General features: G+C 61.8%; 21 protein-coding genes. 6 read left to right on the top strand and 15 right to left on the bottom strand.

Translation table 11 applies throughout. The features are described from left to right. Positions 1-675: 675 nt before the first annotated feature. Positions 676-1,056, top strand: coding sequence for a DUF6481 family protein (locus tag BLT42_RS10435; RefSeq protein ID WP_091770502.1), 381 nt, complete (start codon positions 676-678; stop codon positions 1,054-1,056). A 454-nt stretch (positions 1,057-1,510) separates the two neighbouring features. Here BLT42_RS10435 and BLT42_RS10430 read toward each other — a convergent pair whose 3' ends face one another. The 3 genes from BLT42_RS10430 to BLT42_RS10420 all read right to left on the bottom strand — a co-directional run bounded on the left by BLT42_RS10430 (position 1,511) and on the right by BLT42_RS10420 (position 5,712). Beyond that, positions 1,511-2,869, bottom strand: coding sequence for a hypothetical protein (locus tag BLT42_RS10430; RefSeq protein ID WP_091770500.1), 1,359 nt, complete (start codon positions 2,867-2,869; stop codon positions 1,511-1,513). Between the two features lie 100 nt (positions 2,870-2,969). Then, positions 2,970-4,742, bottom strand: a complete 1,773-nt coding sequence (locus BLT42_RS10425) for an N-acyl-D-amino-acid deacylase family protein (protein ID WP_091770498.1) — start codon at positions 4,740-4,742, stop codon at positions 2,970-2,972. Between the two features lie 37 nt (positions 4,743-4,779). Then, positions 4,780-5,712, bottom strand: coding sequence for a bile acid:sodium symporter family protein (locus BLT42_RS10420; RefSeq protein ID WP_091770496.1), 933 nt, complete (start codon positions 5,710-5,712; stop codon positions 4,780-4,782). 298 nt (positions 5,713-6,010) lie between these two features. On the opposite strand from BLT42_RS10420, the gene BLT42_RS10415 reads away from it, so the two are divergent. The 4 genes from BLT42_RS10415 to mscL all read left to right on the top strand — a co-directional run bounded on the left by BLT42_RS10415 (position 6,011) and on the right by mscL (position 8,898). Then, entirely contained in the window at positions 6,011-6,493 is a 483-nt protein-coding gene (locus tag BLT42_RS10415; RefSeq protein WP_091770494.1) for a winged helix-turn-helix transcriptional regulator, read from the top strand. 88 nt (positions 6,494-6,581) lie between these two features. Beyond that, positions 6,582-7,832, top strand: a complete 1,251-nt coding sequence (locus tag BLT42_RS10410; protein ID WP_233342430.1) for a parallel beta-helix domain-containing protein — start codon at positions 6,582-6,584, stop codon at positions 7,830-7,832. Positions 7,833-7,981: 149 nt separating this feature from the next. After that, positions 7,982-8,293 (top strand): hypothetical protein, encoded by a 312-nt coding sequence (locus BLT42_RS10405; RefSeq protein ID WP_091770492.1) that lies wholly within the window; start codon positions 7,982-7,984, stop codon positions 8,291-8,293. A gap of 188 nt (positions 8,294-8,481) precedes the next feature. Beyond that, positions 8,482-8,898 (top strand): large conductance mechanosensitive channel protein MscL, encoded by a 417-nt coding sequence (gene mscL / locus BLT42_RS10400; RefSeq protein ID WP_091770490.1) that lies wholly within the window; start codon positions 8,482-8,484, stop codon positions 8,896-8,898. Between the two features lie 77 nt (positions 8,899-8,975). On the opposite strand, the gene BLT42_RS10395 is transcribed toward mscL, so the two are convergent. Both BLT42_RS10395 and BLT42_RS10390 read right to left on the bottom strand, forming a co-directional pair. Further along, positions 8,976-10,355 (bottom strand): M28 family metallopeptidase, encoded by a 1,380-nt coding sequence (locus tag BLT42_RS10395; protein ID WP_091770488.1) that lies wholly within the window; start codon positions 10,353-10,355, stop codon positions 8,976-8,978. 80 nt (positions 10,356-10,435) lie between these two features. After that, positions 10,436-11,167, bottom strand: coding sequence for a Crp/Fnr family transcriptional regulator (locus BLT42_RS10390; protein ID WP_176780331.1), 732 nt, complete (start codon positions 11,165-11,167; stop codon positions 10,436-10,438). A gap of 101 nt (positions 11,168-11,268) precedes the next feature. Here BLT42_RS10390 and BLT42_RS10385 point away from each other — a divergent pair, with 101 nt between their 5' ends. Then, a complete protein-coding gene (locus tag BLT42_RS10385; protein WP_091770484.1) occupies positions 11,269-12,093 on the top strand; it encodes a sterol desaturase family protein in 825 nt (274 codons plus the stop codon). A gap of 61 nt (positions 12,094-12,154) precedes the next feature. On the opposite strand, the gene BLT42_RS10380 is transcribed toward BLT42_RS10385, so the two are convergent. Genes BLT42_RS10380 through BLT42_RS10335 form a run of 10 tightly spaced genes read right to left on the bottom strand, consistent with a single transcriptional unit; the run spans position 12,155 to position 22,719 of the window. Continuing rightward, on the bottom strand, positions 12,155-13,132 hold the full coding sequence (locus BLT42_RS10380; RefSeq protein WP_233342429.1) for an NADPH:quinone oxidoreductase family protein: 978 nt from the start codon (positions 13,130-13,132) through the stop codon (positions 12,155-12,157). After that, positions 13,129-14,331: an acetyl-CoA C-acyltransferase gene (locus BLT42_RS10375; protein WP_091770482.1), complete on the bottom strand. Its 1,203-nt coding sequence runs from the start codon at positions 14,329-14,331 to the stop codon at positions 13,129-13,131. Before BLT42_RS10375 ends, BLT42_RS10380 begins: the two co-directional genes overlap by 4 nt. Before the next feature lie 5 nt (positions 14,332-14,336). After that, positions 14,337-15,152, bottom strand: coding sequence for an acyl-CoA thioesterase (locus BLT42_RS10370; protein WP_091770480.1), 816 nt, complete (start codon positions 15,150-15,152; stop codon positions 14,337-14,339). 3 nt (positions 15,153-15,155) lie between these two features. Beyond that, on the bottom strand, positions 15,156-16,076 hold the full coding sequence (locus BLT42_RS10365) for an SDR family NAD(P)-dependent oxidoreductase (protein ID WP_091770478.1): 921 nt from the start codon (positions 16,074-16,076) through the stop codon (positions 15,156-15,158). A 22-nt stretch (positions 16,077-16,098) separates the two neighbouring features. After that, complete coding sequence (locus tag BLT42_RS10360; RefSeq protein WP_091770476.1) at positions 16,099-16,560, bottom strand: MaoC family dehydratase; 462 nt, start codon at positions 16,558-16,560, stop codon at positions 16,099-16,101. Then, a complete protein-coding gene (locus BLT42_RS10355) occupies positions 16,560-18,272 on the bottom strand; it encodes a class I adenylate-forming enzyme family protein (protein WP_091770474.1) in 1,713 nt (570 codons plus the stop codon). Before BLT42_RS10355 ends, BLT42_RS10360 begins: the two co-directional genes overlap by 1 nt. Further along, a complete protein-coding gene (locus tag BLT42_RS10350; RefSeq protein WP_091770472.1) occupies positions 18,273-19,517 on the bottom strand; it encodes an acyl-CoA dehydrogenase family protein in 1,245 nt (414 codons plus the stop codon). Positions 19,518-19,571: 54 nt separating this feature from the next. Then, positions 19,572-20,363, bottom strand: coding sequence for an SDR family NAD(P)-dependent oxidoreductase (locus BLT42_RS10345; protein ID WP_091770470.1), 792 nt, complete (start codon positions 20,361-20,363; stop codon positions 19,572-19,574). A gap of 26 nt (positions 20,364-20,389) precedes the next feature. Next, positions 20,390-21,529 carry an acyl-CoA dehydrogenase family protein gene (locus BLT42_RS10340; RefSeq protein WP_091770468.1) on the bottom strand — a complete coding sequence of 380 codons (1,140 nt, stop codon included), beginning with the start codon at positions 21,527-21,529 and terminating at the stop codon, positions 20,390-20,392. Between the two features lie 14 nt (positions 21,530-21,543). Further along, positions 21,544-22,719, bottom strand: a complete 1,176-nt coding sequence (locus BLT42_RS10335; protein WP_091770466.1) for an acyl-CoA dehydrogenase family protein — start codon at positions 22,717-22,719, stop codon at positions 21,544-21,546. Positions 22,720-22,803 lie beyond the last annotated feature (84 nt).

Raw genomic sequence — 22,803 nt, 5'->3', positions numbered from 1 at the left:
GAGCAGGCTGCACGAAAATCTCCACGCGGCGTGCCGCTGGAGGTTTGAGTGGTTCACCTCTCGCATGGGAGGTGTGCGGGACGCCGGCGAATGCCGGAGCTGTTGTAGGTTTAGGGGGCATCCGAGACGTCCCGCACGTGGAGATTTACTCAGGTCCCTCGCGGGCCCTGCCTCGAAATGACCGTGGACGAACAGTCGAGCATTCATGCTGCCCTTCCCCGATCATGGCCTCACCAGAGCTTGAGGATGTCACCCCTCTGCCCGGACGAGCTCCACGCTCCCGATCGCCGCGAATGACTGAGCTCACGCCTCCCGTGCGACCGGAACGGCTGAAGTATGCGCGCGCCTTGGAGGGCTGGGGATAACATCGCTCGGAATGTGTCGTCCTGACGCAAGTCGGGACCTCGATATTGCCGGCTGTGCACCTGTCCCGTCTGGGACCTGACGTTCGTCAGGATGACGTGGGATAATTTGCAGAGGGCGGGGATAAGCGGGCGCTCACCGCCGCGACCGTCACCCTCCCCGCTCCAAAAATGCGACATTGCGCCGTGAATCTCATGCAAGATGACCCCATGCGGGGTTGTGCTGCCGCGTCTGCGGGGGCAGACAGGGGCCAATCGCCGTCAATTTCGGCAAGCCATACCGGCTTTCAACCAGACCAGGGACGACTGCAGCTTGAAAAATTCAGCACATCCGACATTCGCCGATCGCAAACAGCATGCTGCGGAGGCCAAGAAAAAGCTTCTGGAAAAATTCAAGACTGCGCCCAAGCTCGACGATCCGGAGCTGGCCGCCAAACGCGCCGAACGCGAAGCGATCGCCAAGGCCCGCGAAGCGCGACGCATTGAGCGCGAACGCGTGAAGGAAGAAACAAAGGCCCGCAAGGCCGCCGAACTCGCCGAACGCGAAGCCGCAGCCCGCGCCGCCGAGGCGGCCGAAGCCGCCGCCCGCGAAGCCGAGGAAAAAGCCGAGCTGGAACGCCATATCGCCGAAGAGGCTGCCAAGAAGGCCGAACGCGATGCACGCTATGCCGCGCGGAAGAATCGCAAGCGCTAGAGAGTGTCGGGGCGGGCATCAGCCCCGCCTTTTTTTCTATCACACGACAACACGCCAATTTCCGCCCGATGCGCGCCGCGACTTCCGGGGCCTGCCACGCGCCAGAAAACTGGCTGCGGCAGTCTGGCTGGATTGCCCTCCGGCAGACTGAGGAAAAAATCCGGGGGAAGGGATTTTTGTCGTCTTCGGAGTGGGGTTTGGTGGCTCGCGCCGCCACACGATGAGGGACAGGTACCTTCGGCACCTGTCCTCCGGGAAGACTCCATTTTCCCCGGGCACGCGTACCAGAGGTACACGTCCCTCGCTGTGTTGATTGAGTTTCGAGCAAGTGGCCCCACGCGGACCGCACCTCCCCCTGAAACCCATGCCGGGATCCGGCCAGGCTGGCAACGGATTAAGGGTCGGATTTGCCCGGTGGGGCGATCATGATACGGGATTGGTGAGAGGCAGCCGCCTACTCGCCAATCTCGACTGCGCCATCAAGGCCAGCCTCTTGTATTTCCGCCTCTTCAGGCGCCCGCCTCAACTTAGGCGCAGGCGGTTGCCACGCAGTAAGCACCTCAGCGACGGACCCGTAAAAGTCCTCTACGACGAGGTGCTCTAGGCTATCGATGAACGTCTTCCGACCGGAGAATCGCCTGCCATCTCCCATCATTTTCATAACTACAAATGACGTAGGAAGCATCGCCGGGTCTGAATGGCTATGGAGCTTCGGATCAACCCGGGCAGCAGCCAATGTTGAGGTCGTTTGAGGTGCACGCCCGCGCCAATTCGCTTGAACATGCACTTCGTCAGCTTCTTTTGTAGGCAAATCGCGAAGCTGCCGGAGCAACCAACTCAGGCATGAAGCCTGGCGTTGCTTATCTTTCGGCGCGTCAAGTTTCATAGAAACTCTTGTTGTCCGCGTTGTGAGATCGGCTTCGACGAGGATCGGTGAGGCGGCGGCCGGCACCAAAATTTCTGCGGTTAGAGTACCGGCAGACGCAAGGCGCTGGGCATCATGTTGCAACCGAGCCCGTGTATCTGCCTTATGGGCCGGTGCAAGGCGTAGCTCAGCCCGAGCTGCGGTCTTTCTCGAAAGCAATAGGCACAAATCACGCAATTCCGAATGCCAACCAGACACAACAGCAAGAGTGTCGCTGGATGACTTCGATATTGATGCTCCCTTCCGCAGGCTCTCAACCGCTGCGCTCCACTCTGGCCCCATGCTATCGAACCGCCTCAGGCCCGCACTGGGATGCAGGAGAAAGCGTTCCAGCTCGCGTAGCATGTAAACATGATCCGCATCATCTACATCACTATTCACCGCCAGCAGGTTTATGGTTGTAAGAATCGAGAACCAGGAAAAATGAAAAAGACCTACTTTCCGCAGAAGCCTCTTGTCCACATCTACCGGATGGTGCTCAGGCAACGGTGCGTACGCATTTGTCATCGTGATGACCGCGTCGACACCGGTCTGACTAGCTAGTTTTAGGTAGCTTTCCAGCTGCTCTCTTTTAACTTCGGCAGTGCCGATTTTCGCCTCAACGAATGCTGACCAACGCCTGCGGCCAGTACTGACAACAATCAGGCCATCTGGCCGCAAATTCGAATCTTTGAGCGCCGGAAAGGTCACTTCGGTATAACAATCGACGGTGGTTCTCTTACCGGTAGGGCGCCCGATTCCCCGCAGGATACTCCCTGAGAATTCGGGAACTCGAGCGAGCGTCGCGAGCACAATCGACAGAGTGCGCCCCTCCTTCGAGCTTTCCGCCAGAACCGGAAAAAGCCGTGCCCGCTCCCCTCGCGCGCCGAACTCTTCAATATTCATCATGCGGCCCCCCTCCCCCACTTATCGCGCGCCAATATCCACAGAAGCCACGGCCATGTAAAGTTGTAGAAATGCGGCCCCGCGCCAAAAGCGCAAAGCCCCCCTACTCCGCCGCCGCCAACTGCCGCCCGGCGCGATAAACCGTCCCCGGTTTCGCCCCGGTCAGCTTGCCATTCTCGATCACGACCTCGCCGGCGACGATCGTCGCGGTGTAGCCGATGGCGCCCTGCAGCAAGCGCTGGCCGCCTGCGGGCAGGTCCTTGACCATGTGGGGTGGTTCCATCTGGAGATTGTCGAGATCGATGACATTGATATCGGCTTTCAGGCCCTGGCGGATATAACCGCGATCGGACATGCCCATATAGTCGGCCTGGGCGCCGGTCAGCATGCGTACGACGCGGGGCAGTGAGAGTTTTTCGCCGCGTTTGCGGTCGCGGGTCCAGTGGGTGAGCATATAGGTCGGCATGGAGGCATCGCACACCGTGCCGACATGGGCGCCGCCATCGGACAGGCCATAGAGCGCCTGGGGATGCTGCATCATCTTGAGGACATTGTCGTAATTGAGCTCGGTGTAATTATACAGCGGCAGATAGATCAGCTCATGACCGTCGCGCTCGAGCAGGGTGTCATAGACCATCTCCATCAGGGAGACGCCCTTGGCCCGCGCCTTGGCAGCGAGTGAGCTTTCCGCGCCCTGCTCGTAATCCGGCGGATTGCCAAGCTGGAAGAATTTTTCGGCAACGAATTCGATATGCTCCATCAGCATGTCCGCAAGCGGCGGTACAGACGAGCCCGGGCCGGCAAGCTTCTCGGTCTTTTCGCTGAGTATCTTCGCCTTGAAGGCGGGATCCTTCATCCGCTTGACCCGCTCGGCGAGCGGCAGATCGGCGATGGTCTTGTAGCTGGGATAGCCCATGAAGGGGTGGAAGGTGCAATTGAAGCCGAGGAAGACCCCGATGGCGCGCGGCGCCACCTGCATGCGGGCATCAACGCCCTCTTCCTTCAGCTTCTCGGTGCGCTCGATCAGTTTGAGCCATTGATCGGGCGCAAAATCGCGCTGCATCAGCGAGAATGAGAAAGGCCGGCCCGAGGCCTTGGCGTAGTCGGCAATGATCGACCATTCCTCGTCGAAATCCTGCTCGCCGCGTTCCAGATTGAAATCGCTGACCGCCTGGACGACGCCGTAATCGAGGCCGTTGAAAGCCCTGGCGATGCCCGTCAGTTCAGCGCGGGTGGCTTCCGACGATGGCGTCCAGTCGCCATCGGCGCTCTTGTGGACGTCGGAACGGCCGGTGGCGAAACCGATGGCGCCGGCTTCCAGCGCTTCGCGCGTCAGGCGTTGCATTTCCGCGATATCGGCATCGTTTGCCGGCTCGGAATGGATCGCCCGGTCGCCCATCACATAGACGCGCAGCGGGTCGTGCGGCAGCATGGCGGCGATATCGATCGTGCGCGGCACGGCGGCCAGGGCATCGAGATAATCGGGGAAGCTCTCCCAGTTCCAGGTCAGGCCTTCGGCCAGCGCGGTGCCGGGAATGTCCTCGACGCCTTCCATCAGCTTGATCAGCTTGTCATGGTCACCCTCATGGACCGGCGCGAAGCCGACGCCGCAATTGCCCATCACGGCCGTGGTGACGCCATGATCGATCGACGGGCGCAGATCGCCATCCCAGCTCGCCTGCCCATCATAATGGGTGTGCACGTCGATAAAGCCGGGGGTGACGATCTGGCCCTTGGCGTCGATGGTGCGTTTCGCTTCGCCGATATCATTGCCGATGGCGGCGATGCGCCCGCCGGTAATGCCGATATCGGTCCAGACGGCGGGGCCGCCCGTGCCGTCAAAGACCAGACCGCCCTCGATTTTCAGATCAAACATCACTTCATCTCCCCTGACGCTCATTTGGCCGCGTCGATTATATGGCTTTGTGTGTGTCACTCTTTTTCACCCGATCGAGGGCGCGGAACAAGCCCGCCAATGCCCCGCCGGAAATCAGATGCCAGATGCTCCAGGTCGCGGTCATCGCCGCGGCGCCGCCAATACCGTCGAACTGGCTGAGCAGAATCAGCAAACCCAGCCCGCTATTCTGGATCCCGACCTCAAAGGTCAGGGCCCGCCGCCGCGCGACGTCCAGGCGCAGAAGCCGTGCCGAACCGGCACCGAGTGCGAAGGCACTGGCATTATGGATGATCGCGATCGGCACGACGATGGCACCGGCGGCGATCAGGACATTCCAGTTCTGCTGCACGCCGACAGCCACCAGCAGCACCAGCGACAACAGGGAGAGCGGAGACAGGACCTTGCGCATCTTCGCCGCTGTGTCCGGGAATTTCGCGGCGACCAGCATGCCGACCGCCAGTGGCAGGGCCAGGAGCGACAGGGTCTGAACCAGGAAAGGGATGGCATCGACATGCAGCGTGTGCACGAGGGCAGCGGTCGGCGGGTAGAGGCTCGACCAGAACAGGATGGAGACCGGCGTCGCAATCGCCGAGCTGACGCTGGAAATCGCGGTCAGCGAGACCGAATAGGCCGTATTGCCCCGCGCGAAATGGGTCAGGATATTGGAGACATTGCCGCCAGGGCAGCTGGCGACGATGATCATGCCCAGCGCCACGCTGGCCGGCGGCGAGATGATGAGGATCAGACCCATCGTCACCAGGGGCAGGCCAAGGATCTGGGCCAGCACGCCACCGAGGATCCGCACCGGCTGACGCCGCACGGCGTGGAAATCCTCCAGCCGCAATGAAAGCGCGACGGTGAACATCATCCCGATGAGGATCAACGCGATTGCGCCGCGAATCTCGTCATTCAAGACGACCCTGAGATCGTCAATCGCAACAGCTTCCATCAATTCCGGTCCCGCTTCCCCGCTGACCCGGCAGTGTGCAGGGAAACGGCGGGGCGGCAATTGCCGACCTCAGCGCGCGTTACAGCCCTGTAATATTTCCCTCGACAAAAAGGGTCGCCAAAATTGTCTGCCTCGCCTATCGTCCATCAGCACACAGATAGAGGTCTGCACGACAAACAAGCCTGTCGTTGCATGCGGTCGATTGGGCGACAGGATCTCAAAGGTTTCATCCAGCCTGGATGACGGGTGTGCAATGAGAATAACTCCAGCACACCACGGTCTTTGGGGGACTGTTTCTATGGGACGCAAACGATTTGACGAGATGCCCTGCGCGATTGCGCAGACCCTGAATCAAGTTGGCGATTGGTGGACTTTGCTGATCGTCAGGGACGCCATGAAGGGCGCCCGCAGATTCAGCGATTTTCATGAAAGCACGGGCATCGCCAAGAACATACTGACGGACCGGCTCAACAAGCTGGTCGAAAACAATATCATGGCGCGCGAGGAAGTCGGCGTACGGGGCCACCGCCAGGAATATATCCTTACCAAGCGCGGCGAAGCCCTGCTCCCGATCCTGATCGCCATGCAGCAATGGGGCGATGAATGGGTCTATAATGACGCCAATCGCCCGGTCGAACTGATCGATATCCGCACCGGTGAGAAAATCGCTCCCCTGGCCGTCGCCAATGAGAGTGGCGCAGCCGTCACCCATCACGATATCGGTTCGGTTCCCGAATGCGCCGCCGTCACAGAATACAGGGCCGCCAATAGCGCGAGCTAGCCTGCGACCTGCACGCGGGGATGGAAATCATCGACACAAGCGCCGATCGCCGCTTATTCTGGGTTGGGAATCCGGGAGGGGATGATTCATGACCAAGACCTTGAAGCACACAGGGTTTGTCGCGATGGCTGCGAGTCTGGCGGCGTGTCTGGCCGGATGCGGCGGGCCTCAGGAACGCGATCTGGCCCATGCCGACCGCGGCTATCAAAACCAGTTGATCGAACGCCTGATCGACGCCCGGCCGGGCGATGTGATTGAAATCCCCGAGGGCGTGTTCGCCTTCGACCGCTCCCTCAGCCTCAATGTTGACGGCGTCACCCTGCGTGGTCAGGGCCCTGACCGCACCATATTGACCTTCCAGGACCAGGTGCAGGGCGCGGAAGGCCTGCTGGTGACCGCCAGCGATTTCACGATTGAAAACCTCGCGATCGAGGACACGGTCGGCGATGGCCTCAAGGTCAATGGCGGCGAGAATATCATTGTGCGCGGCGTTCGGGTCGAGTGGACCGCCGGGCCCCGGACCGAAAATGGTGCCTATGGTATTTATCCGGTGCAGACGCGCAATGTACTGGTCGAGGACTCCATCGCAATCGGCGCCTCCGATGCCGGGATTTATGTCGGCCAGTCGCGCAATGTCGTCATCCGCCGCAATCGCGCCGAGCGCAATGTTGCCGGCATCGAGGTCGAGAACACGATCGGCGCCGATGTCTATGACAATGTCACCACGGAGAATACCGGCGGCATCCTGGTCTTCAACATGCCCAATTTGCCCCAGCCCGGTTACCAGACGCGGGTCTATAGCAACCATGTTTTCGGCAATAATACCGGCAATTTCGGCCATGCCGGCACACCGGTCGCCAGCATCCCGGCCGGATCCGGCATTGTCGTGAATTCCAATGACCTGGTCGAGATTTTCGACAATGACATCTCCGACAACCGCACCGCCAATATCATCATCTCCAGCCTCCACTCGACCGGCTATTCCAGCTATTCGGTGCAGGATGACTTCGACCCCTATCCCGAGGGCATCCATATCCATGGCAACCGGTTTGCCGGGGGCGGCGACAATCCCGACGGGCTTGAATTGCAGGGGTTAAGACTCCTCATCGCCGGGCCTCTTGGCCGCATGCCGGATGTGTTGTGGGATGGATATCAGGACGTCTCCAAACATGTCGATGGCGCCCTGCCGGACGATTTGCGCATCTGTCTCGACAATGGCGAAGCCCAGCTGGTCAATGCCGACGGACCGCATGATTATGCGGCCCCCGCCCTGGCGACAGACCAGCACCGCTGCACCCTGCCCCGCCTGCCCGCAATCGAGCTCGCCTCGGCCCGGTGATGCGCCCGGGCCGGATGCGCCGACCCGGCGAATTTTCACCGTATGGGCGAATTTTCCCAACCTCTTCTCTTGAGGGGCAGCACGGGCCGCGATAGAGTTAACGCCCATGGCGCGCCATCCCGGACGCGCTATTTCGGGGGAGAAACTTGATGATGTTGACGATGATTGCGGCAGCCTTTGCCCTGCTGTCCACACCGGCCGAAACCCTGGTCGACAACGCGCTGCAGATCCAGGCTGGCGAAATGACCTACACCACATTCTTTGAGGCCGATGGCACCTACACCACGGATATCGGCATCAGCGGCACCTGGACGCTGGTCGATGGCGAAATGTGCGTCGTACGCAGCACTGGCGAAAGCGGCTGCCAGCCAGTGGCCGACACGCTCGCACTCGGCGATAGCTGGAGCGGTACCAATCCGGCCACCGGCGCAACGGTGACCTATACCGTGGTTGCCCGCTAGGAATCCTGGCGACGATCAACAGACATTCAAGCCCCGGCCGCCTCGCGCTGCCGGGGCTTTTTATGGCGTCTCGCCTGGATGGCGGACCGCTCCGGCATGATCTGGCGCTGTGAAGCAACTATTTGACTTCGTACGCAAATAGCCCGCATTATTAAAATTAGTTCATTCAATTCACATGGAGAGCCAACATGCTCAAGGAATTCAAAGACTTCGCCATGCGTGGCAATGTGGTCGACCTCGCCGTTGGTTTCATCCTCGGCGGCGCCTTCTCGACCATCGTCAAATCGCTCGTCACCGACATTCTGATGCCTGTGATCGGTCTCCTGATGGGCGGCGTCAATTTTTCCGGCCTCTTCATTGCACTGGACAACCAGACCTATGCCAATATTGAAGCCGCCCATGAAGCCGGTGCCGGCACGATCAATTACGGCCTCTTCATCGATAATGTGATCAGCTTCATCATCGTCGCCTTCGCCCTCTTCCTCATCATCAAGGGCATCAATTCGATGAAGAAGAAGGAAGAAGCGGCACCGGAAGCGCCTGCCGCTCCGCCGGTCGAGCAAGTCCTGCTGACCGAAATCCGCGACCTGCTCGCGAAGAAATAAGCCGCACCATCCGGACAGAACAAACCCCGCGGATCGCCTGATCCGCGGGGTTTTTCATATCTGGATGTCCGGCGGCGTTACTCGCCGAACGAGCCCGCCGCGCCGGGGAAGACCACGGGCGTTTCCGATCCATCGCGCGCGACGGCAGAGACACCGAAATAATAATTGTCGATCACGACATTCTCGAGCGTGTATTCGCCCACCGGGCCAACGAAACGGCTATAGGTCCATTGCGGCTGATCGGTCAGGCGCCAGTGGACGCGGTAGCCGGCCAGATTGGCCGCTGCCGCCCCTTCAGCCAAGGTCCAGCTGAGATGCGTGGAGGGCTGGACCGCGCCTTCAATCGTCACATTGGCCGGGATCGGCGGCGCGCCGGCAATCTGGGCCATGACGGCGATATTCAGGGCCGTCAGCTTGGCGGCATAATCGAAATCGACGCCCTCAACCGTATCGCCATAGACGCGGCCATCCTCGGTACGCAGATCCTGGTGCTGGCGATCATAATGCTCATTGGTCTCCATGATGCGGACCCCGGGAATGCCGACAGCATTGAACGGACGGTGATGGCCACCGCGGCCAAAACGATCGAGCCGGTAGACCATCATCACATCGAGATTGGGGATGTATTGATCGGCGGTGCGATCAACCATGCGCGCCAGATTACGTGAGGCGCTGTCGACCTCGCCGCCGGTGAAGCGTCGCGCCCTCGCCTCCTCCGGCGTTTCGACATCGCGAGTGCCTTCGGAAAAAACCCGCGCGGTGGCGTTATTGGTGACGCCATTTATGCCGGAAATATTGCCGATCATGTCGTTATTGAGAACGGCCTTGATGCGCCAGCCATTCTCCAGCGCATGAGCCGCAAGGATCTGGCCGCCAAACAGGCCCTGCTCCTCACCGGACAGGCCGGTATAGATAATCGAGCCGTCGAATTCGTGCTGGCTGAGCACGCGCGCCGCTTCCAGCACGCCCGCCATGCCGGAGGCGTTGTCATTGGCGCCGGGGCTGTCGGATGTGCCGTCGAGCGGATCGGTGACGCGGCTGTCGATATCGCCGGACATCAACACATAGCGGTCCGGATCGATGCGGCCGCGCTGGATAGCGACAACGCTGACCACCTCGGTCGGCTCGGGAATACGCGTCTCGCCGGAGATGGTGTCGGAGACATACATGACTTCCAGGCAACCACCGCATGTCGCGGAAATGCGTTCAAACTCGTCATGGATCCAGCGCCGCGCCGCGCCAATGCCGCGGGTATCGCTTTCCGTTTCCGACAGGGTGTGACGCGTGCCGAAACCGGCCAGGGTGCGAATATCCGCCTCGATGCGCTCGGCCGAGACCGCCGCCACATAATCATGCACGGCGAGGACTTCCGCAGGCGGCGCGTGTTGCGCGCTCTGCGCATTGGCAATGCTTCCCACGGCCAGCAGCGCCGTACTCCATAAAACCAGATTACGCATCGCAAATCCCCTCCCGGTGAAACCAAATCCTGCCCCAGTCTTTGCGCGCCAGCCGCCGCGGTCAAGGCCGCGCCTCTGCGTCAATCCGGACGCGATAACGGGGCCCGGCCCGGGGCCGGTGCGGGCGACAGGGGCTCCAATTCGGCATGTGTCCTGATCCAGTCGGACAGCCGCGCCGGGTCGGGAATCACGACTTCCCCATAGCCCGGCTCAACCAGGCCCAGGGCGCGAAGCCGGCCCAGCGCCTTGCCGCTGGACACCCGCGAAACCCCGAGGGCAAAGGCCAGTTCGCTTTGGGTACAGCGGGCATGATCGCGCCGACCGGAAGCTGCGGCCAATTGCCGTATCAGCTTGGCCGTGCGCACCGGCAGCGGCAAGCGGCGCATATCATCGATCATCTCGATCGCCGCGTGCAGACGTCCAGTCACCGCGGTGAGCATGATCCGGCTCAGCTCGGGCTCCTCCGCGAGGATGGCGTCAAAGGCCGTGCGGCTGATCTGGTCGACCACGGTTTCGCCGATCGCCACCGCGTCATGAGTGCGCGGCAAATCGGCAAACAGGGAGAACTCGCCAAAACACTGGCCCGGCCCCATCACGGTGATGACGATATAGGAGCCATCACTGCCCGGATTGCCAAAGCGTACCGATCCGGAGCGCACCATGGACAGGCCGGGCTTGATATCGCCACGGGCGTGGATCAGCGCGCGGTCGGGATAGCGCACCGGGGTGCCGCCGGCGCGCAACCGCTCCGCCAGGCGCGGCGTGAGCAGATCGCCCAGCGCCGTCATACCGAAATCGAGCAGGTCGGCCATCCGGACTCCAATTGCAAATTTATTGGCATTCTTGCGGTCCGGAGCGGGGTAAATCAAGCCCATCAGACGGACTGACCATCGCCCCGGAGTGGATCTGCGCCATGAAACTCGAATACCTCGCCGTCCTCGCCGTCTTCTTCACCTTCGTGGTGCTGGAAATCATGCTGACCGGCTTTTTTCGCAAGCCGGGCCAGACCCGCGATGATGTCTGGGTCGAGCTGGTCTCGGGCTTTGGACTAATCCTGTTGATCCAGCCGATGGCGGTGTTTGGCGGCGGTCTGATCGCCAGCCTGGTTGCGCCGCAGGCGGAAGGCATGCTGTCCGGCTGGCCAGTTCTGGCGCAGCTGGCCCTGCTGCTCGTGTTCGACGATCTGTCGCAATACTGGTGGCACCGCGCCTCGCATTCCTTCCCCTGGCTCTACAAGCTGCACCGGCCGCATCACAACGCCGAATACCTCTCGATCCGCGTCGTCTACCGCAATAACCTGTTCTATTACTTGGCTATGCCCGGCCTGTGGCTATCCGGCGCGCTGATCTATCTGGGGCTGGGCTGGGTCTATGCCGCCTATCTCGTGGTCAAGATGAGCGTGATCTTCGCAGCCCATTCCGACGTGCGCTGGGACGAACCGCTCTATCGTGTCAAATGGCTCTCGCCGCTGATGTGGGTCGTCGAGCGCACCATCTCGACGCCCGCCACCCACAGCGCCCATCACGGCAAGCATGCTGATGACGGCATCACCCATTACAAGGGCAATTTCGGCAATCTGCTCTTCTTCTGGGACGTGTTGTTCGGCACCGCCAAGATCACGCGGCGCTATCCGGACAAGCTCGGCGTCGAGAACTTGCCACCGACGAGCGTCGGCGAACAGCTGATCTGGCCGTTGATCCGCGCGAAGCCGGAGGCCGAAGCCGCGCCGGCGGAATAGCCGCAGCCAACAAAAAAGGCCGGGCAATCGCCCGGCCTTTTCATGTTTGTCTCACCCGTCCCTAGGGAACCAGCACCACTTTCCCGATCGCCTTGCGGCCGGACAGCTCGCCAAAGGCGCCGAGGAAATCATCGAGCTTGTAGCGCCCGGCAACATGCGGCTTGATCTTGCCGGCTTCGAACATCTCGAACAGCTCAGCCATGTTGGCGTAGTGCGCCGCCGGATCGCGCATCGCCCAGGCCCCCCAGAACACACCGACAACCGACGCGCCCTTGAGGAGCGGCAGGTTGAGCGGCAGCTTTGGAATAGGCCCCGCGGCAAAACCGATCACCAGGTGACGGCCCTCCCAGGCGATGGAGCGGAAGGCGGTTTCAGCGAAATCGCCGCCGACCGGATCATAGATCACATCAACGCCCTTGCCGCCGGTGATTTCCTTGATCCGGGCGCGCAGGTCTTCGCTGGTATAGTTGATGCCCTCATCGGCGCCGTGCGCCTTGGCGGCGGCGAGCTTTTCATCGCTGGAGGCACAGGCGATGACTTTCGCGCCCATCGCCTTGCCCAGCTCGACCGTGGCCAGACCGACACCGCCGGCCGCACCGAGCACGAGCAGGGTCTCGCCCGGCTGGAGTTTGGCGCGTTGTTTCAGGGCGTAATAGGAGGTCGCATAGACCACCGTCAGACCGGCGCCTTCCTCGAAGGACATGCTATTAGGGATCTTGATGACCGCACCGGCCGGCGCCGCGACCTGCTCGGCGAAAGCGCCGGTCAGGCCATTGAAACAGACGCGGTCACCGACAGCGACATTGGTGACGCCATCGCCCAGCGCGGTGACGATACCCGCGCCCTCACCGCCCGGCACGAATGGCAGGGGCGGTTTGAACTGGTATTCGCCGCGCACGCAGAGCAGGTCAGGGAAGTTGAGCCCCGCCGCCTTGACGTCGACCATGACATGCGCCGCCGGCAGGGCCGGCGTGTCGATCTCCTCGACCTTCATGCCGGCTTCCGGTCCGAATTCCCGGCAATAAAGCGCGCGCATCATGCCACCTCGAACAGGCCGGCTGCGCCCATGCCGCCGCCGACACACATGGTGCAAACGACATATTTGGCGCCGCGGCGCTTGCCCTCGATCAGGGCGTGGCCAACCATGCGGGCACCGGACATGCCATAGGGGTGACCGATCGAGATCGCGCCGCCATCGACGTTCAGGAGCTCGTCAGGAATGCCCAGCTTGTCGCGGCAATAGAGGACCTGGACGGCGAAAGCCTCATTGAGCTCCCACAGACCGATATCATCCATGGTCAGGCCATTGGCCTTGAGGAGTTTCGGGATCGCGAAGACCGGGCCAATGCCCATTTCATCCGGATTGGTGCCGGCAACGGCGATGCCCCGATAAATACCAAGCGGCTCGATCCCGCGGCGCTCGGCATCTTTCGCCTCCATCATCACCGCGGCGGAAGCGCCGTCGGAGAGCTGGGAGGCATTGCCGGCCGTGATGAACTTGCCTTCCTTGATGCGCATGCCATTGGCGAAGACCGGCTTCAGCCCCGCAAGCATTTCCGCCGAAGTACCCGGGCGATTGCCCTCATCCTTTTCCAGCGTGACTTCAAGATCCTGAACCTCACCGGTTTCCTTGTTCATGAATTTCATGACCGAGGGCAAAGGTACGATCTCGGCATCGAACCGGCCGGCCTGCTGGGCCGCATGGGTGCGGGCCTGCGACTGGGCGGCGTATTCGTCCTGGGCTTCACGGCTGATGCCATAGCGATCGGCAACGACTTCGGCGGTTTCCAGCATCGACATGTAGAGGTCGGGCTTGTTCTCGATGATCCACGGATCAACATCCCAGTTTTTGGTCATCTTGTCGGTCTGGACCAGGGAGATGCTTTCCAGTCCGCCGCCAACGGTGACCGTCATGCCATCGGTGATGATCTGTTTCGCCGCCGTGGCGATCGCCATCATGCCGGACGCGCACTGGCGGTCCATCGACATGCCGGCGACCGTGTCCGGCAGGCCGGCGCGGATCAGGCTGTTGCGGGCGACATTGCGGCCCGTCGTGCCCATCTGCATGGCACAGCCCATGACGACATCATCGATCTCGCTGGGATCGACGCCGGAGCGCTTGACCGCTTCGCCGATCGCATGACCGCCCAGGGTCGGGCCGGAGGTGGCATTGAAGGCGCCGCGATAGGCCTTGCCGATCGGGGTACGCGCCGTGGATACGATGACAGCTTCACGCATGGGTCTCACTCCTCATTGGTTGTTTTATACCAGACGATTTGCTGGGTCGTGGCCAGCAGGCGCCCGTCGCGGCTCCAGATCCGCGCATGTTGGTCGTAGAAACCACGTCCGCCGCGGGCGGCATGGGTTTCGATAAGCATATAGTCAGCGCCGACAGCGGCATAATCATCGGGGCTGGCATGGAGATAGACGGTCATCGAGACCGTCGCGATCATCTCCGGCTTGCCCGTGACAAAGAACAGCCGCGGCGTCGGCGTATCGGCCAGCGCCACCAGCCCGACCGCGTCAAGCGGACGGTCGGGTTCGAGCCGGATCCAGGACAGATTGTCCGTGCGGGTCTTGCCCGTGCCAAAGGGCGGGCTTTGTGTCGGGCGCATTTCAACCGTGCGCGACCAGGCCATGGGCAAATTGGCGCGGTCGCAATCCTCCGGCGGCGGTGCGTCGGGGCGCGAACCCTCGGTCCAGGCCAGGGTGTCGCGGCGACGCGAGAGAATCCCCATCGCCCGGTTGGAAGGACTTTTATCGCCCTGCGCCGTCAGCGAGGCATTCCAGAACTGCGTATTCTTGCCGCCCCGATCGCACGCAACATCCAGCGTGATCGGGCCTTCGCGGGCCCCGGCGAGGAAATCGGTCGTGATCGAGACCAGCTCCATCTCCGGACCGGCCGCCTCGACCAGGCCCTTGGCCAATACCGCTGCGCTCCAGCCGCCATAGGGGCCGATCATATTTTTGAAGTGTTCGCTCGCCTCGCCCTCGAAGCGGATGTCGGGCGCTTCGCCCGAAACCCGCTTCAGAGCCGTGGATTGGTCAAAAAGATGCACGGGTCAGCCCAGCTTGACGCCGAAATGAGCGGCAGCCTTGGCGAGGAATTTCATCGTCTGCTGGCCGCCCTGCTCGAACATTTGCTGGCCGGCCGGATCGATAATGGCGTCGATATTGGCGGCGACATGTTCCGGTGTCTGCTGTTCGGGCGGCAGATAGATGCCGTCAGTCTCATAGACGCGCGTCGCGGCATAACCACCGGCACCGGCACACAATACCAGACGTGAAGGCGCGTCATCGCTGACCAGATAGACCAGGCCGGCACTGACGCTTTCGACCGTCATCAGCTTGAGCGCTTCTTCCGGGATCAGGCCCTCGGTCATGCGCGTCGCCGCCGTTGGCGAGAGCGCATTGACGCGAATACCGTATTTGGCGCCTTCCAGGTGGAGCACATTCATGAAGCCGACCAGGCCCATTTTGGCGGCGCCGTAATTGGCCTGGCCGAAATTGCCGTAAATGCCCGACGAGGACGAGGTCATCACGATGCGGCCATACTGGCGCTCGCGCATATGATCCCACAGCGCCTTGGTACAGATCGCCGAACCGGTGAGGTGTACGGATGTGACGGCGTTGAAGTCCGCCATATCCATCTTGGCGAAGCTCTTGTCGCGCAGGATGCCGGCATTATTGACCAGGATATCGACCTGGCCGAAGGCCTTCATCGCCTGGGCGACCATGTCGGCGACTTCGTCTTCCCTGGTGACATTGGCGGTGTGCGAAATCGCCTCGCCGCCGGCAGCGCGAATTTCCGCAGCGACATCCTCGGCCGCCGAACCGGAGCCAACACCGTCGACCGATCCGCCCATATCATTGACCACCAGCCTGGCGCCGCGAGAGGCCAGCGCCAGCGCGTGAGAACGCCCAAGGCCATTGCCGCCACCGGTCACAATGGCGACGCGGCCATCAAAACGAATTTCACTCATGTCATGTCTCCGAAAATGGGCGTTAGGCGACGACCTGCATCGTCAGCCATTGTGCAATCAGGGCCGGCTTGTCCTCGCCCTCGATTTCAACCGTGATGCCGAAGCGCAGCATCCACTGGCCGGGGCTTTTCTCGACAGCATCCTCAAGCACGAAACGGCCGCGGATTTTCCTGCCAGAGCTGACCGGCGTCAGGAAGCGCACCTTGTCGAAGCCGTAATTGATGCCCATCGCCATGCCCTCAAGCGTAAAGGCGATGTCCATCGCCATGCGCGAAAGCATGGAGAGCGAGAGGAAGCCATGGGCAATCGTGCCGCCGAACGGGGTTTCCTTCGCGGCGCGCTCGGCGTCGAGATGGATGAATTGATGATCTTCGGTGACATCGGCGAACTGGTCGATGCGCGACTGGTCGAGCTTGATCCAGTTGGACAGACCGATTTCCTTGCCGATCTCGCTGGCAAGGTCGGCGGGTTTCACAATGGCCATCAGTCTATGTCTCCATCGGTCAGAAGCTGCTTTCTCAAACCTGGCTTGTCGACCTTGCCTGTGCCGCCGCGCGGCAGGGGCGCGTCGAGCCGCCAGTAATGCGCCGGGCGCTTGAAGGCCGCCAGGTGTGGTTTGAGGAATTCATCGATCTCGTCATTGTGCAGGACGGCCCCCTCGCGCAGCAGGATCGCCGCGCCAACGCGCTCGCCGAGCCGTTCATCGGGAATGCCGATCACAGCGGCCTCGACAATGTCGGGGTGCGCTGCCAGGGCGCCCTCCACTTCCAGGCAGGAGATATTCTCGCCGCCGCGAATGACCATGTCCTTCAGCCGGTCCACGATCGACAGGAAACCATCCTCATCGAGCACACCGACATCACCGGTCTTGAACCAACGATCCTCGGTCAGCACGGCTGCCGTGGCTTCCGGCTGGTTGAGATAACCCTTGAAGAGGCAAGGTGACTTGATCCAGACCTCGCCGGCCTCACCGGTCGGGGCTGTCGAGCCATCCTCACGCACGATCTTGATCTCGGTCACGGCAGGAACGGCCCGGCCGCAGGAGTTCGGCTTGGCCTGGTAATCGGCCATATTGTTATAGGCACCCAGGGCATTGGTCTCGGTCAGGCCATAGCCCGAACTCGACCAGGCCTGCGGGAAAACCTTCGCCAGCCGTTCGACATGGGCAGCAGGCCGCTTGGCGCCGCCCGAACCCATATCCATCAGACTGTCCAGCCTCGTCCCGCGGCGTTCCGCTTCCAGCGTCACCTCGTGCGACATGGTCGGCACGCCGACCATATTGGTCAATTGCTCGCGCTCGATCAGGTCGACGGCATCGCCGGCATCCCATTTACGCATCAGCACCATCTTGCGGCCCGACAGGAGCGAGGTCATGAAGACGGCGTGTGAGCCGGTGCAATGGAAGAGCGGAACCGCGACCAGAACGCCCGGCGTCTCACCGAAGAACTCCTCGCCGCCATTGGCATGCTTCATCCCGGCGCCAATCAGCGCGTAGGACATGATCGCGGTCACCGCACCGCCATGCGAGAGCACGGCCCCCTTTGGCGCGCCGGTTGAACCGGAAGTGTAGAAAATCGCGAAATCATCATCCGGCTTGATCGCCAGCTCTAGCGCCGGCTTGCCGGCACCGGCAGCAACCAGACCATCAAAACTGTCGGAACAGCCCTCAACGCCCTCGCGGACACCGATCAGCGTCAGATCAAGCGGTTTGAGGTGCGGCAGCATGCGCTCGGCCTGGCGCGAGCCCGCGATCACCAGCTTGGCACCGCAATCGCGCAGGCCATAGCCAATCTCTTCGCTGGTCCACCAGCCATTCATCGGCACGACGACACCGCCCGCGGCGATAATGCCGAGGAAACAGGCCATCCATTCCGGACAATTGCGCATCGCCAGCACGACCCGCGTGCCCGGCGTGACACCATGGCGCTCGACCAGGCCGTTGGCGACGGCAACCGCCTTGCCGATCAGCTCGCCATAAGTCCAGCGTTGATCCTCGAACACAACGGCAGGCTTGTCCTTGTGCTCCATCGCGGCGGCCATCAGAAAGCGCAGATCCGGCGGCGCATTGACATAGCCGCGCTGCCTGACTCCAAAATTCTCGATCTCGCCGACAGCGAACAAGGGTTCATTGGCGACAATAAACTCGATGACCTTGTCGACCTGCTCCCGTGACGGGCCCGGTTTACGATCCGTCATTCAGCCCTCCAATGCTTCGTTGACGTAGCGCTTGAGCTCCTGGCGGGCGATCACCATGCGGTGCACCGCATCAGGACCATCGGCGAAGCGCAGCGTGCGAAGCGCAACCCACATGCCGGCCAGTGGCGTGTCCTGGGAGACCCCGGTGCCGCCATGCATCTGCATCGCCTCATCAACGGTCTCCAGCGCGACGCGCGGTGCGATGACCTTGATCTGGGAGATGTAGGGCGCAGCCGCGCGCGGATCGCCCTGATCCATCATCCAGGCGGCTTTCAGGCACAACAGACGTGCCTGTTCGATCGCCATGCGGCGCTCGGCGATAATATCCTTATTGGCACCGAGCCGGGCCAGTTTCTGGCCGAATGCGGTACGCGAGACCGAGCGGCGGCACATCAGTTCCATCGCGCGTTCCGACTGACCGATGGCGCGCATGCAGTGGTGGATGCGGCCAGGCCCGAGCCGGCCCTGGGAGATTTCAAAACCCTTGCCGCGACCGAGAATGATCGTGTCCTTGGGAACGCGCACATTGGTGAAGCGGATATGCATATGACCGTGCGGCGCATCGTCATGACCAAACACGGTCATCGGACGCAGAAGTTCGATCCCCGGCGTGGCGGCATCGACGAGGAATTGCGAATGACGGCCATGGCGGCCGGCTTCCTCACCCTCGGTTCGCGCCATCAGCACATAGACGGCGCAGCGTGGATCGCCGGCGCCCGAAGCCCAGTATTTCTCGCCATTGAGCACCCACTCATCACCCTCAAGCACGGCGGAGAAGGCGATATTGGTGGCGTCGGACGAGGCGACATCCGGCTCGGTCATCAGATAGGCGGAGCGCTTCTTGCCCTCGAGCAGATCGCTGAGCCAGCGTTCTTTCTGTGCTGTCGAGCCATAGCGCTCGATCACTTCCATATTGCCGGTGTCCGGAGCGGAACAATTGAAGACTTCCGGCGCCAGGAAGGACCAGCCCATTTCTTCGGCGAGATAGGCATATTCCAGCGTCGACAGGCCATAGCCGCGATCAGAGCCGGTGAGCCAGAAATTCCACAGGCCGCGCTCGCGGGCCTTGGCTTTCAGGGTCTCGCGAATCTCGACCTGGCGATCGGTAAAGGCAAAACGGTCCCCGCCGGCGGCCTTGCCCACCTCAGCGTGATACTCGTCCTCGAGCGGCAGGATCTCGTCGCGCACCATGGCCCGAACCTGCTCGATCAGCGGCTTGACCCGCTCGGAAATCCCTAAATCCATCTCAACTCTCCCGTGAATATCTGGTTTGGTGTGCTGACTGCGCGCGGTTGAACCCTAGACCGGCCGGCCGCGTTCGTTGATCATCATACGTCGAAACTTGCGCATCCCGCCGAGCCAGCGATCACGCTGGGTGGCCCGCAAGGCTTCATATTCGGCGACCTTGGGATGCGGAAAAGCGAGAAAGTGCTTGTTCTCGATCGCCGCCAGCATGGCTTCGGCAACAGCCGAGGGTTCAACAATCCCGTCAGCGCCGGCAATGCCGCCATCCTCGCTGCCGCCAAGCATATCGGTACGAACCGCCTGCGGACAGACGCAGACGACCTGCAAGCCGTCATCGCCATGCGCCACGGCCAGGCTCTCCGCGAAGGAGACGGCGGCGTGCTTGCTGGCGCTATAGGACGAGGCTCCGATCTGGGCCAGAAGGCCAGCAGCGGACGCCACCAGCACAAAGACCCCGCCGCCGCGCGGTTTCATCCGTGGCCAGACCTGGCGCGCACCGCGGACGGCACCCATCACATTGACCTCAAATGAGTCATGCCAGGCCTTGTCGTCCGCCCCGGCTGCATCCCAGCTCGGCTCGTCCGTACGCAGGATACCGGCATTGGAGACATAGATGTCGACCGGCCCGAGCCTTTCTTCGGTCTGGATCAGGAAGGCGGCAATATCGGCCTCCTTGGTGACATCGACGCGAGCGCCATAGCCCGAGAATGCCTTGGCGGCTTCTTCGGCTCCCCGCAAATCGGCCAGCGCGATTTTCGCGCCACGGTCATGAAAGGCCTGGGCCATGGCGAGGCCGATCCCGCGGGCTCCGCCCGTGATCGCAACCACTTTTCCTGTGTAGTCCATATCGACCCTCCCCGGCCTTGACCGGCTTAGTATTTGCGCAGACGCGCGAACTTGTCGGTGTGATAATTGGCATCACCATACAGCGCTTCGGCGACGCGAACGCGCTTGATGAAGAAGCCGATATCGTACTCATCGGTCATGCCGATCCCGCCATGCATCTGGATCGCCTCGCGGGCCGAGAGCTGGGCCACCTGGCCCAGTTTCGACTTCGCGGCCGAGACCATCATGGCAGCGTGATCCGGTGCCATATCCAGTGTCTGCAACGCCTTGAGGACGATGGATTTGCCCAGTTCGATCTCGGTATAGAGATGCGCGGCGCGGTGCTGCAGCGCCTGGTAAGTGCCGATGATCTCGCCGAACTGCTTGCGCTCGCGCAGATAGGCGAGTGTCTGGCCCAGGCATTCCTGGGCCGAGCCGGACATTTCGGCGGCCAGACCGGCGCGGCCGGCATCGAGCACGGCTTCCAGCGCCGTGTAACCGCCATCGACTTCGCCGAGCACGGCGTCAGCGGTGACTTCAACGCCTTCCAGCGTGATCGCCGCAGAGTTGCGGCTGTCGATCATGGAGGCGCGCTCGACCGAGACACCGGCGGCTTCGCGCGGCACCAGGAAAAGCGTAATGCCCTCCGGTTCGCCATCAGCACCGGCGGTGCGGGCCGAGACGATCAGCATATCGGCGATATGGCCTTCGGCGACGAAGGATTTGCGACCATCCAGCTTGAAACCATTGCCGGAGCGTTGCGCCGTCGTGGTTACGCTCGAGGGATTATGCTTGTGGGTCTCGTCGACGGCCAGCGCCGTGAGAAAATCACCGGCGGCCAGGCGCGGCAGGTATTCGGCCTTCTGGGCCTCGCTGCCAAAACGCGTGAGCGCCGTGGCGCCCAGGATTGCGGTCGACAGGAAAGGCGAAGCGGTCAGGGTGCGGCCCATTTCCTCGGCGATCACACCAGCGGCGACATGGCCCATGGCGACGCCGCCATGGTCTTCAGGCACCAGGACGCTGGCCCAGCCCATTTCGGCCATGTCTTTCCAGGTCTTGCGGTCGAAACCGTCAGCGCTCTCGGCATCGCGCAGTTTGCGTAATTGGCTGATCGGCGCCGATGTCTTGAGATAGCCCTTGGCGGCATCCTTGAGCATGCCTTGTTCTTCGTTCAGCAGCATTGCCATGGTGTGTATCCCCCTCAGGCGCTCGGCAGGTCGAGAATGCGTTTCGAGATGATATTGAGCTGAACCTCGGAGGTTCCGCCCTCGATCGAATTGGCCTTGGTGCGCAACCAGTGCCGCGCCACATCGCCATCGCCATCCCATTCCAGCCCGTCATGGCCGGACCCATCCATCATCAATTCCAGCCGGCGCTTGTTGAGCTCGGTGCCGTAATATTTCAGCATCGAGGAATTGGCGCCGACGCCCTGGCCAGACTTGGCTTCTTCGGTGACGCGCTCCAGCGTCGACAGGAAGGCCAGACCATCAATCTCGGCGCGCGCTACATCGGTGCGCAGGACCGGATCGGCCAGCTGACCATGCTCGTTGAGGCCGACCTGCTGAATGGCGACATCGCCCATCGGCCGCATCGCGCCGGAGCCGGCACCGGTGCCGCCGATCATCTCACGCTCATGGGTGAGCAGGTATTTGGCGATGGTCCAGCCCTTGTTGAGCTCGCCGACGAGGTTTTTCTTTTCGGCACGGGCATCATCAAAGAAGGTCTCGCAGAAGGGTGATTTTCCGGAAATCAGCTTGATCGGCTTGGTAGTGACGCCGGGCTGATCCATGTCGACCAGGATGAAGCTGATGCCCTCATGCTTCTTGGCCGTGAAATCGGTACGCACCAGCACGAAAATCCAGTCAGCCTGATCGGCATAGGAGGTCCAGATCTTCTGGCCATTGACCAGATAATGATCGCCCTTGTCTTCGCACTTGGTCATCAGGGCTGCGAGATCGGAGCCGGCATTGGGCTCGGAATAACCCTGGGCCCAGCGGATTTCGCCGCGGGCAATCTTGGGCAGATGCTCGAGCTTTTGATCTTCATTGCCATATTTCAGGAGTGCAGGCCCAAGCATCCAGATGCCGAAGGACATCAGAGGCGAGCGTGCCTTGATGCGCCCCATTTCCTCGCGCAACACCTTGGCCTCGGCCTTGGACAGGCCACCACCGCCATAGGCGACGGGCCATTCCGGCACCGTCCAGCCTTTTGACGCCATGCGATCGAGCCAGGTTTTCTGGGCCTCGGATTCGAACACCGCCTTGCGGCCGCCCCAGACAGCATCATTTTCGCCCTTCATCGGACGGCGCATTTCCTCCGGGCAATTGGCCTCAAGCCAGGCGCGCGTCTCGGCGCGAAATCTTTCCAGGTCCGGCATGTCTCTCCCCTTGATTGTCTTGTCGGCGTGACGTTTACGCTCACGTCAACTCGTTAGGCGTGAAATCCCCGCCATTGCCCGCCC

It is taken from the genome of Maricaulis salignorans (genome assembly GCF_900103475.1).
Taxonomy (GTDB): domain Bacteria; phylum Pseudomonadota; class Alphaproteobacteria; order Caulobacterales; family Maricaulaceae; genus Maricaulis; species Maricaulis salignorans.
The sequence above is the reverse complement of the archived record's forward strand: the minus strand, read 5'-3'. Positions and strand labels throughout refer to the sequence as shown.

What these genes read in the sequence shown, in the direction of transcription:
- BLT42_RS10430 (WP_091770500.1), bottom strand. Translation starts at nt 2,869, where the DNA reads ATGATGAATATTGAAGAGTTCGGCGCGCGAGGGGAGCGGGCACGGCTT.
- BLT42_RS10425 (WP_091770498.1), bottom strand. Translation starts at nt 4,742, where the DNA reads ATGTTTGATCTGAAAATCGAGGGCGGTCTGGTCTTTGACGGCACGGGC.
- BLT42_RS10420 (WP_091770496.1), bottom strand. Translation starts at nt 5,712, where the DNA reads ATGGAAGCTGTTGCGATTGACGATCTCAGGGTCGTCTTGAATGACGAG.
- BLT42_RS10415 (WP_091770494.1), top strand. Translation starts at nt 6,011, where the DNA reads ATGGGACGCAAACGATTTGACGAGATGCCCTGCGCGATTGCGCAGACC.
- BLT42_RS10410 (WP_233342430.1), top strand. Translation starts at nt 6,582, where the DNA reads ATGACCAAGACCTTGAAGCACACAGGGTTTGTCGCGATGGCTGCGAGT.
- BLT42_RS10405 (WP_091770492.1), top strand. Translation starts at nt 7,982, where the DNA reads ATGATGTTGACGATGATTGCGGCAGCCTTTGCCCTGCTGTCCACACCG.
- mscL (WP_091770490.1), top strand. Translation starts at nt 8,482, where the DNA reads ATGCTCAAGGAATTCAAAGACTTCGCCATGCGTGGCAATGTGGTCGAC.
- BLT42_RS10395 (WP_091770488.1), bottom strand. Translation starts at nt 10,355, where the DNA reads ATGCGTAATCTGGTTTTATGGAGTACGGCGCTGCTGGCCGTGGGAAGC.
- BLT42_RS10390 (WP_176780331.1), bottom strand. Translation starts at nt 11,167, where the DNA reads ATGGCCGACCTGCTCGATTTCGGTATGACGGCGCTGGGCGATCTGCTC.
- BLT42_RS10385 (WP_091770484.1), top strand. Translation starts at nt 11,269, where the DNA reads ATGAAACTCGAATACCTCGCCGTCCTCGCCGTCTTCTTCACCTTCGTG.
- BLT42_RS10380 (WP_233342429.1), bottom strand. Translation starts at nt 13,132, where the DNA reads ATGATGCGCGCGCTTTATTGCCGGGAATTCGGACCGGAAGCCGGCATG.
- BLT42_RS10375 (WP_091770482.1), bottom strand. Translation starts at nt 14,331, where the DNA reads ATGCGTGAAGCTGTCATCGTATCCACGGCGCGTACCCCGATCGGCAAG.
- BLT42_RS10365 (WP_091770478.1), bottom strand. Translation starts at nt 16,076, where the DNA reads ATGAGTGAAATTCGTTTTGATGGCCGCGTCGCCATTGTGACCGGTGGC.
- BLT42_RS10360 (WP_091770476.1), bottom strand. Translation starts at nt 16,560, where the DNA reads ATGGCCATTGTGAAACCCGCCGACCTTGCCAGCGAGATCGGCAAGGAA.
- BLT42_RS10355 (WP_091770474.1), bottom strand. Translation starts at nt 18,272, where the DNA reads ATGACGGATCGTAAACCGGGCCCGTCACGGGAGCAGGTCGACAAGGTC.
- BLT42_RS10350 (WP_091770472.1), bottom strand. Translation starts at nt 19,517, where the DNA reads ATGGATTTAGGGATTTCCGAGCGGGTCAAGCCGCTGATCGAGCAGGTT.
- BLT42_RS10345 (WP_091770470.1), bottom strand. Translation starts at nt 20,363, where the DNA reads ATGGACTACACAGGAAAAGTGGTTGCGATCACGGGCGGAGCCCGCGGG.
- BLT42_RS10340 (WP_091770468.1), bottom strand. Translation starts at nt 21,529, where the DNA reads ATGGCAATGCTGCTGAACGAAGAACAAGGCATGCTCAAGGATGCCGCC.
- BLT42_RS10335 (WP_091770466.1), bottom strand. Translation starts at nt 22,719, where the DNA reads ATGCCGGACCTGGAAAGATTTCGCGCCGAGACGCGCGCCTGGCTTGAG.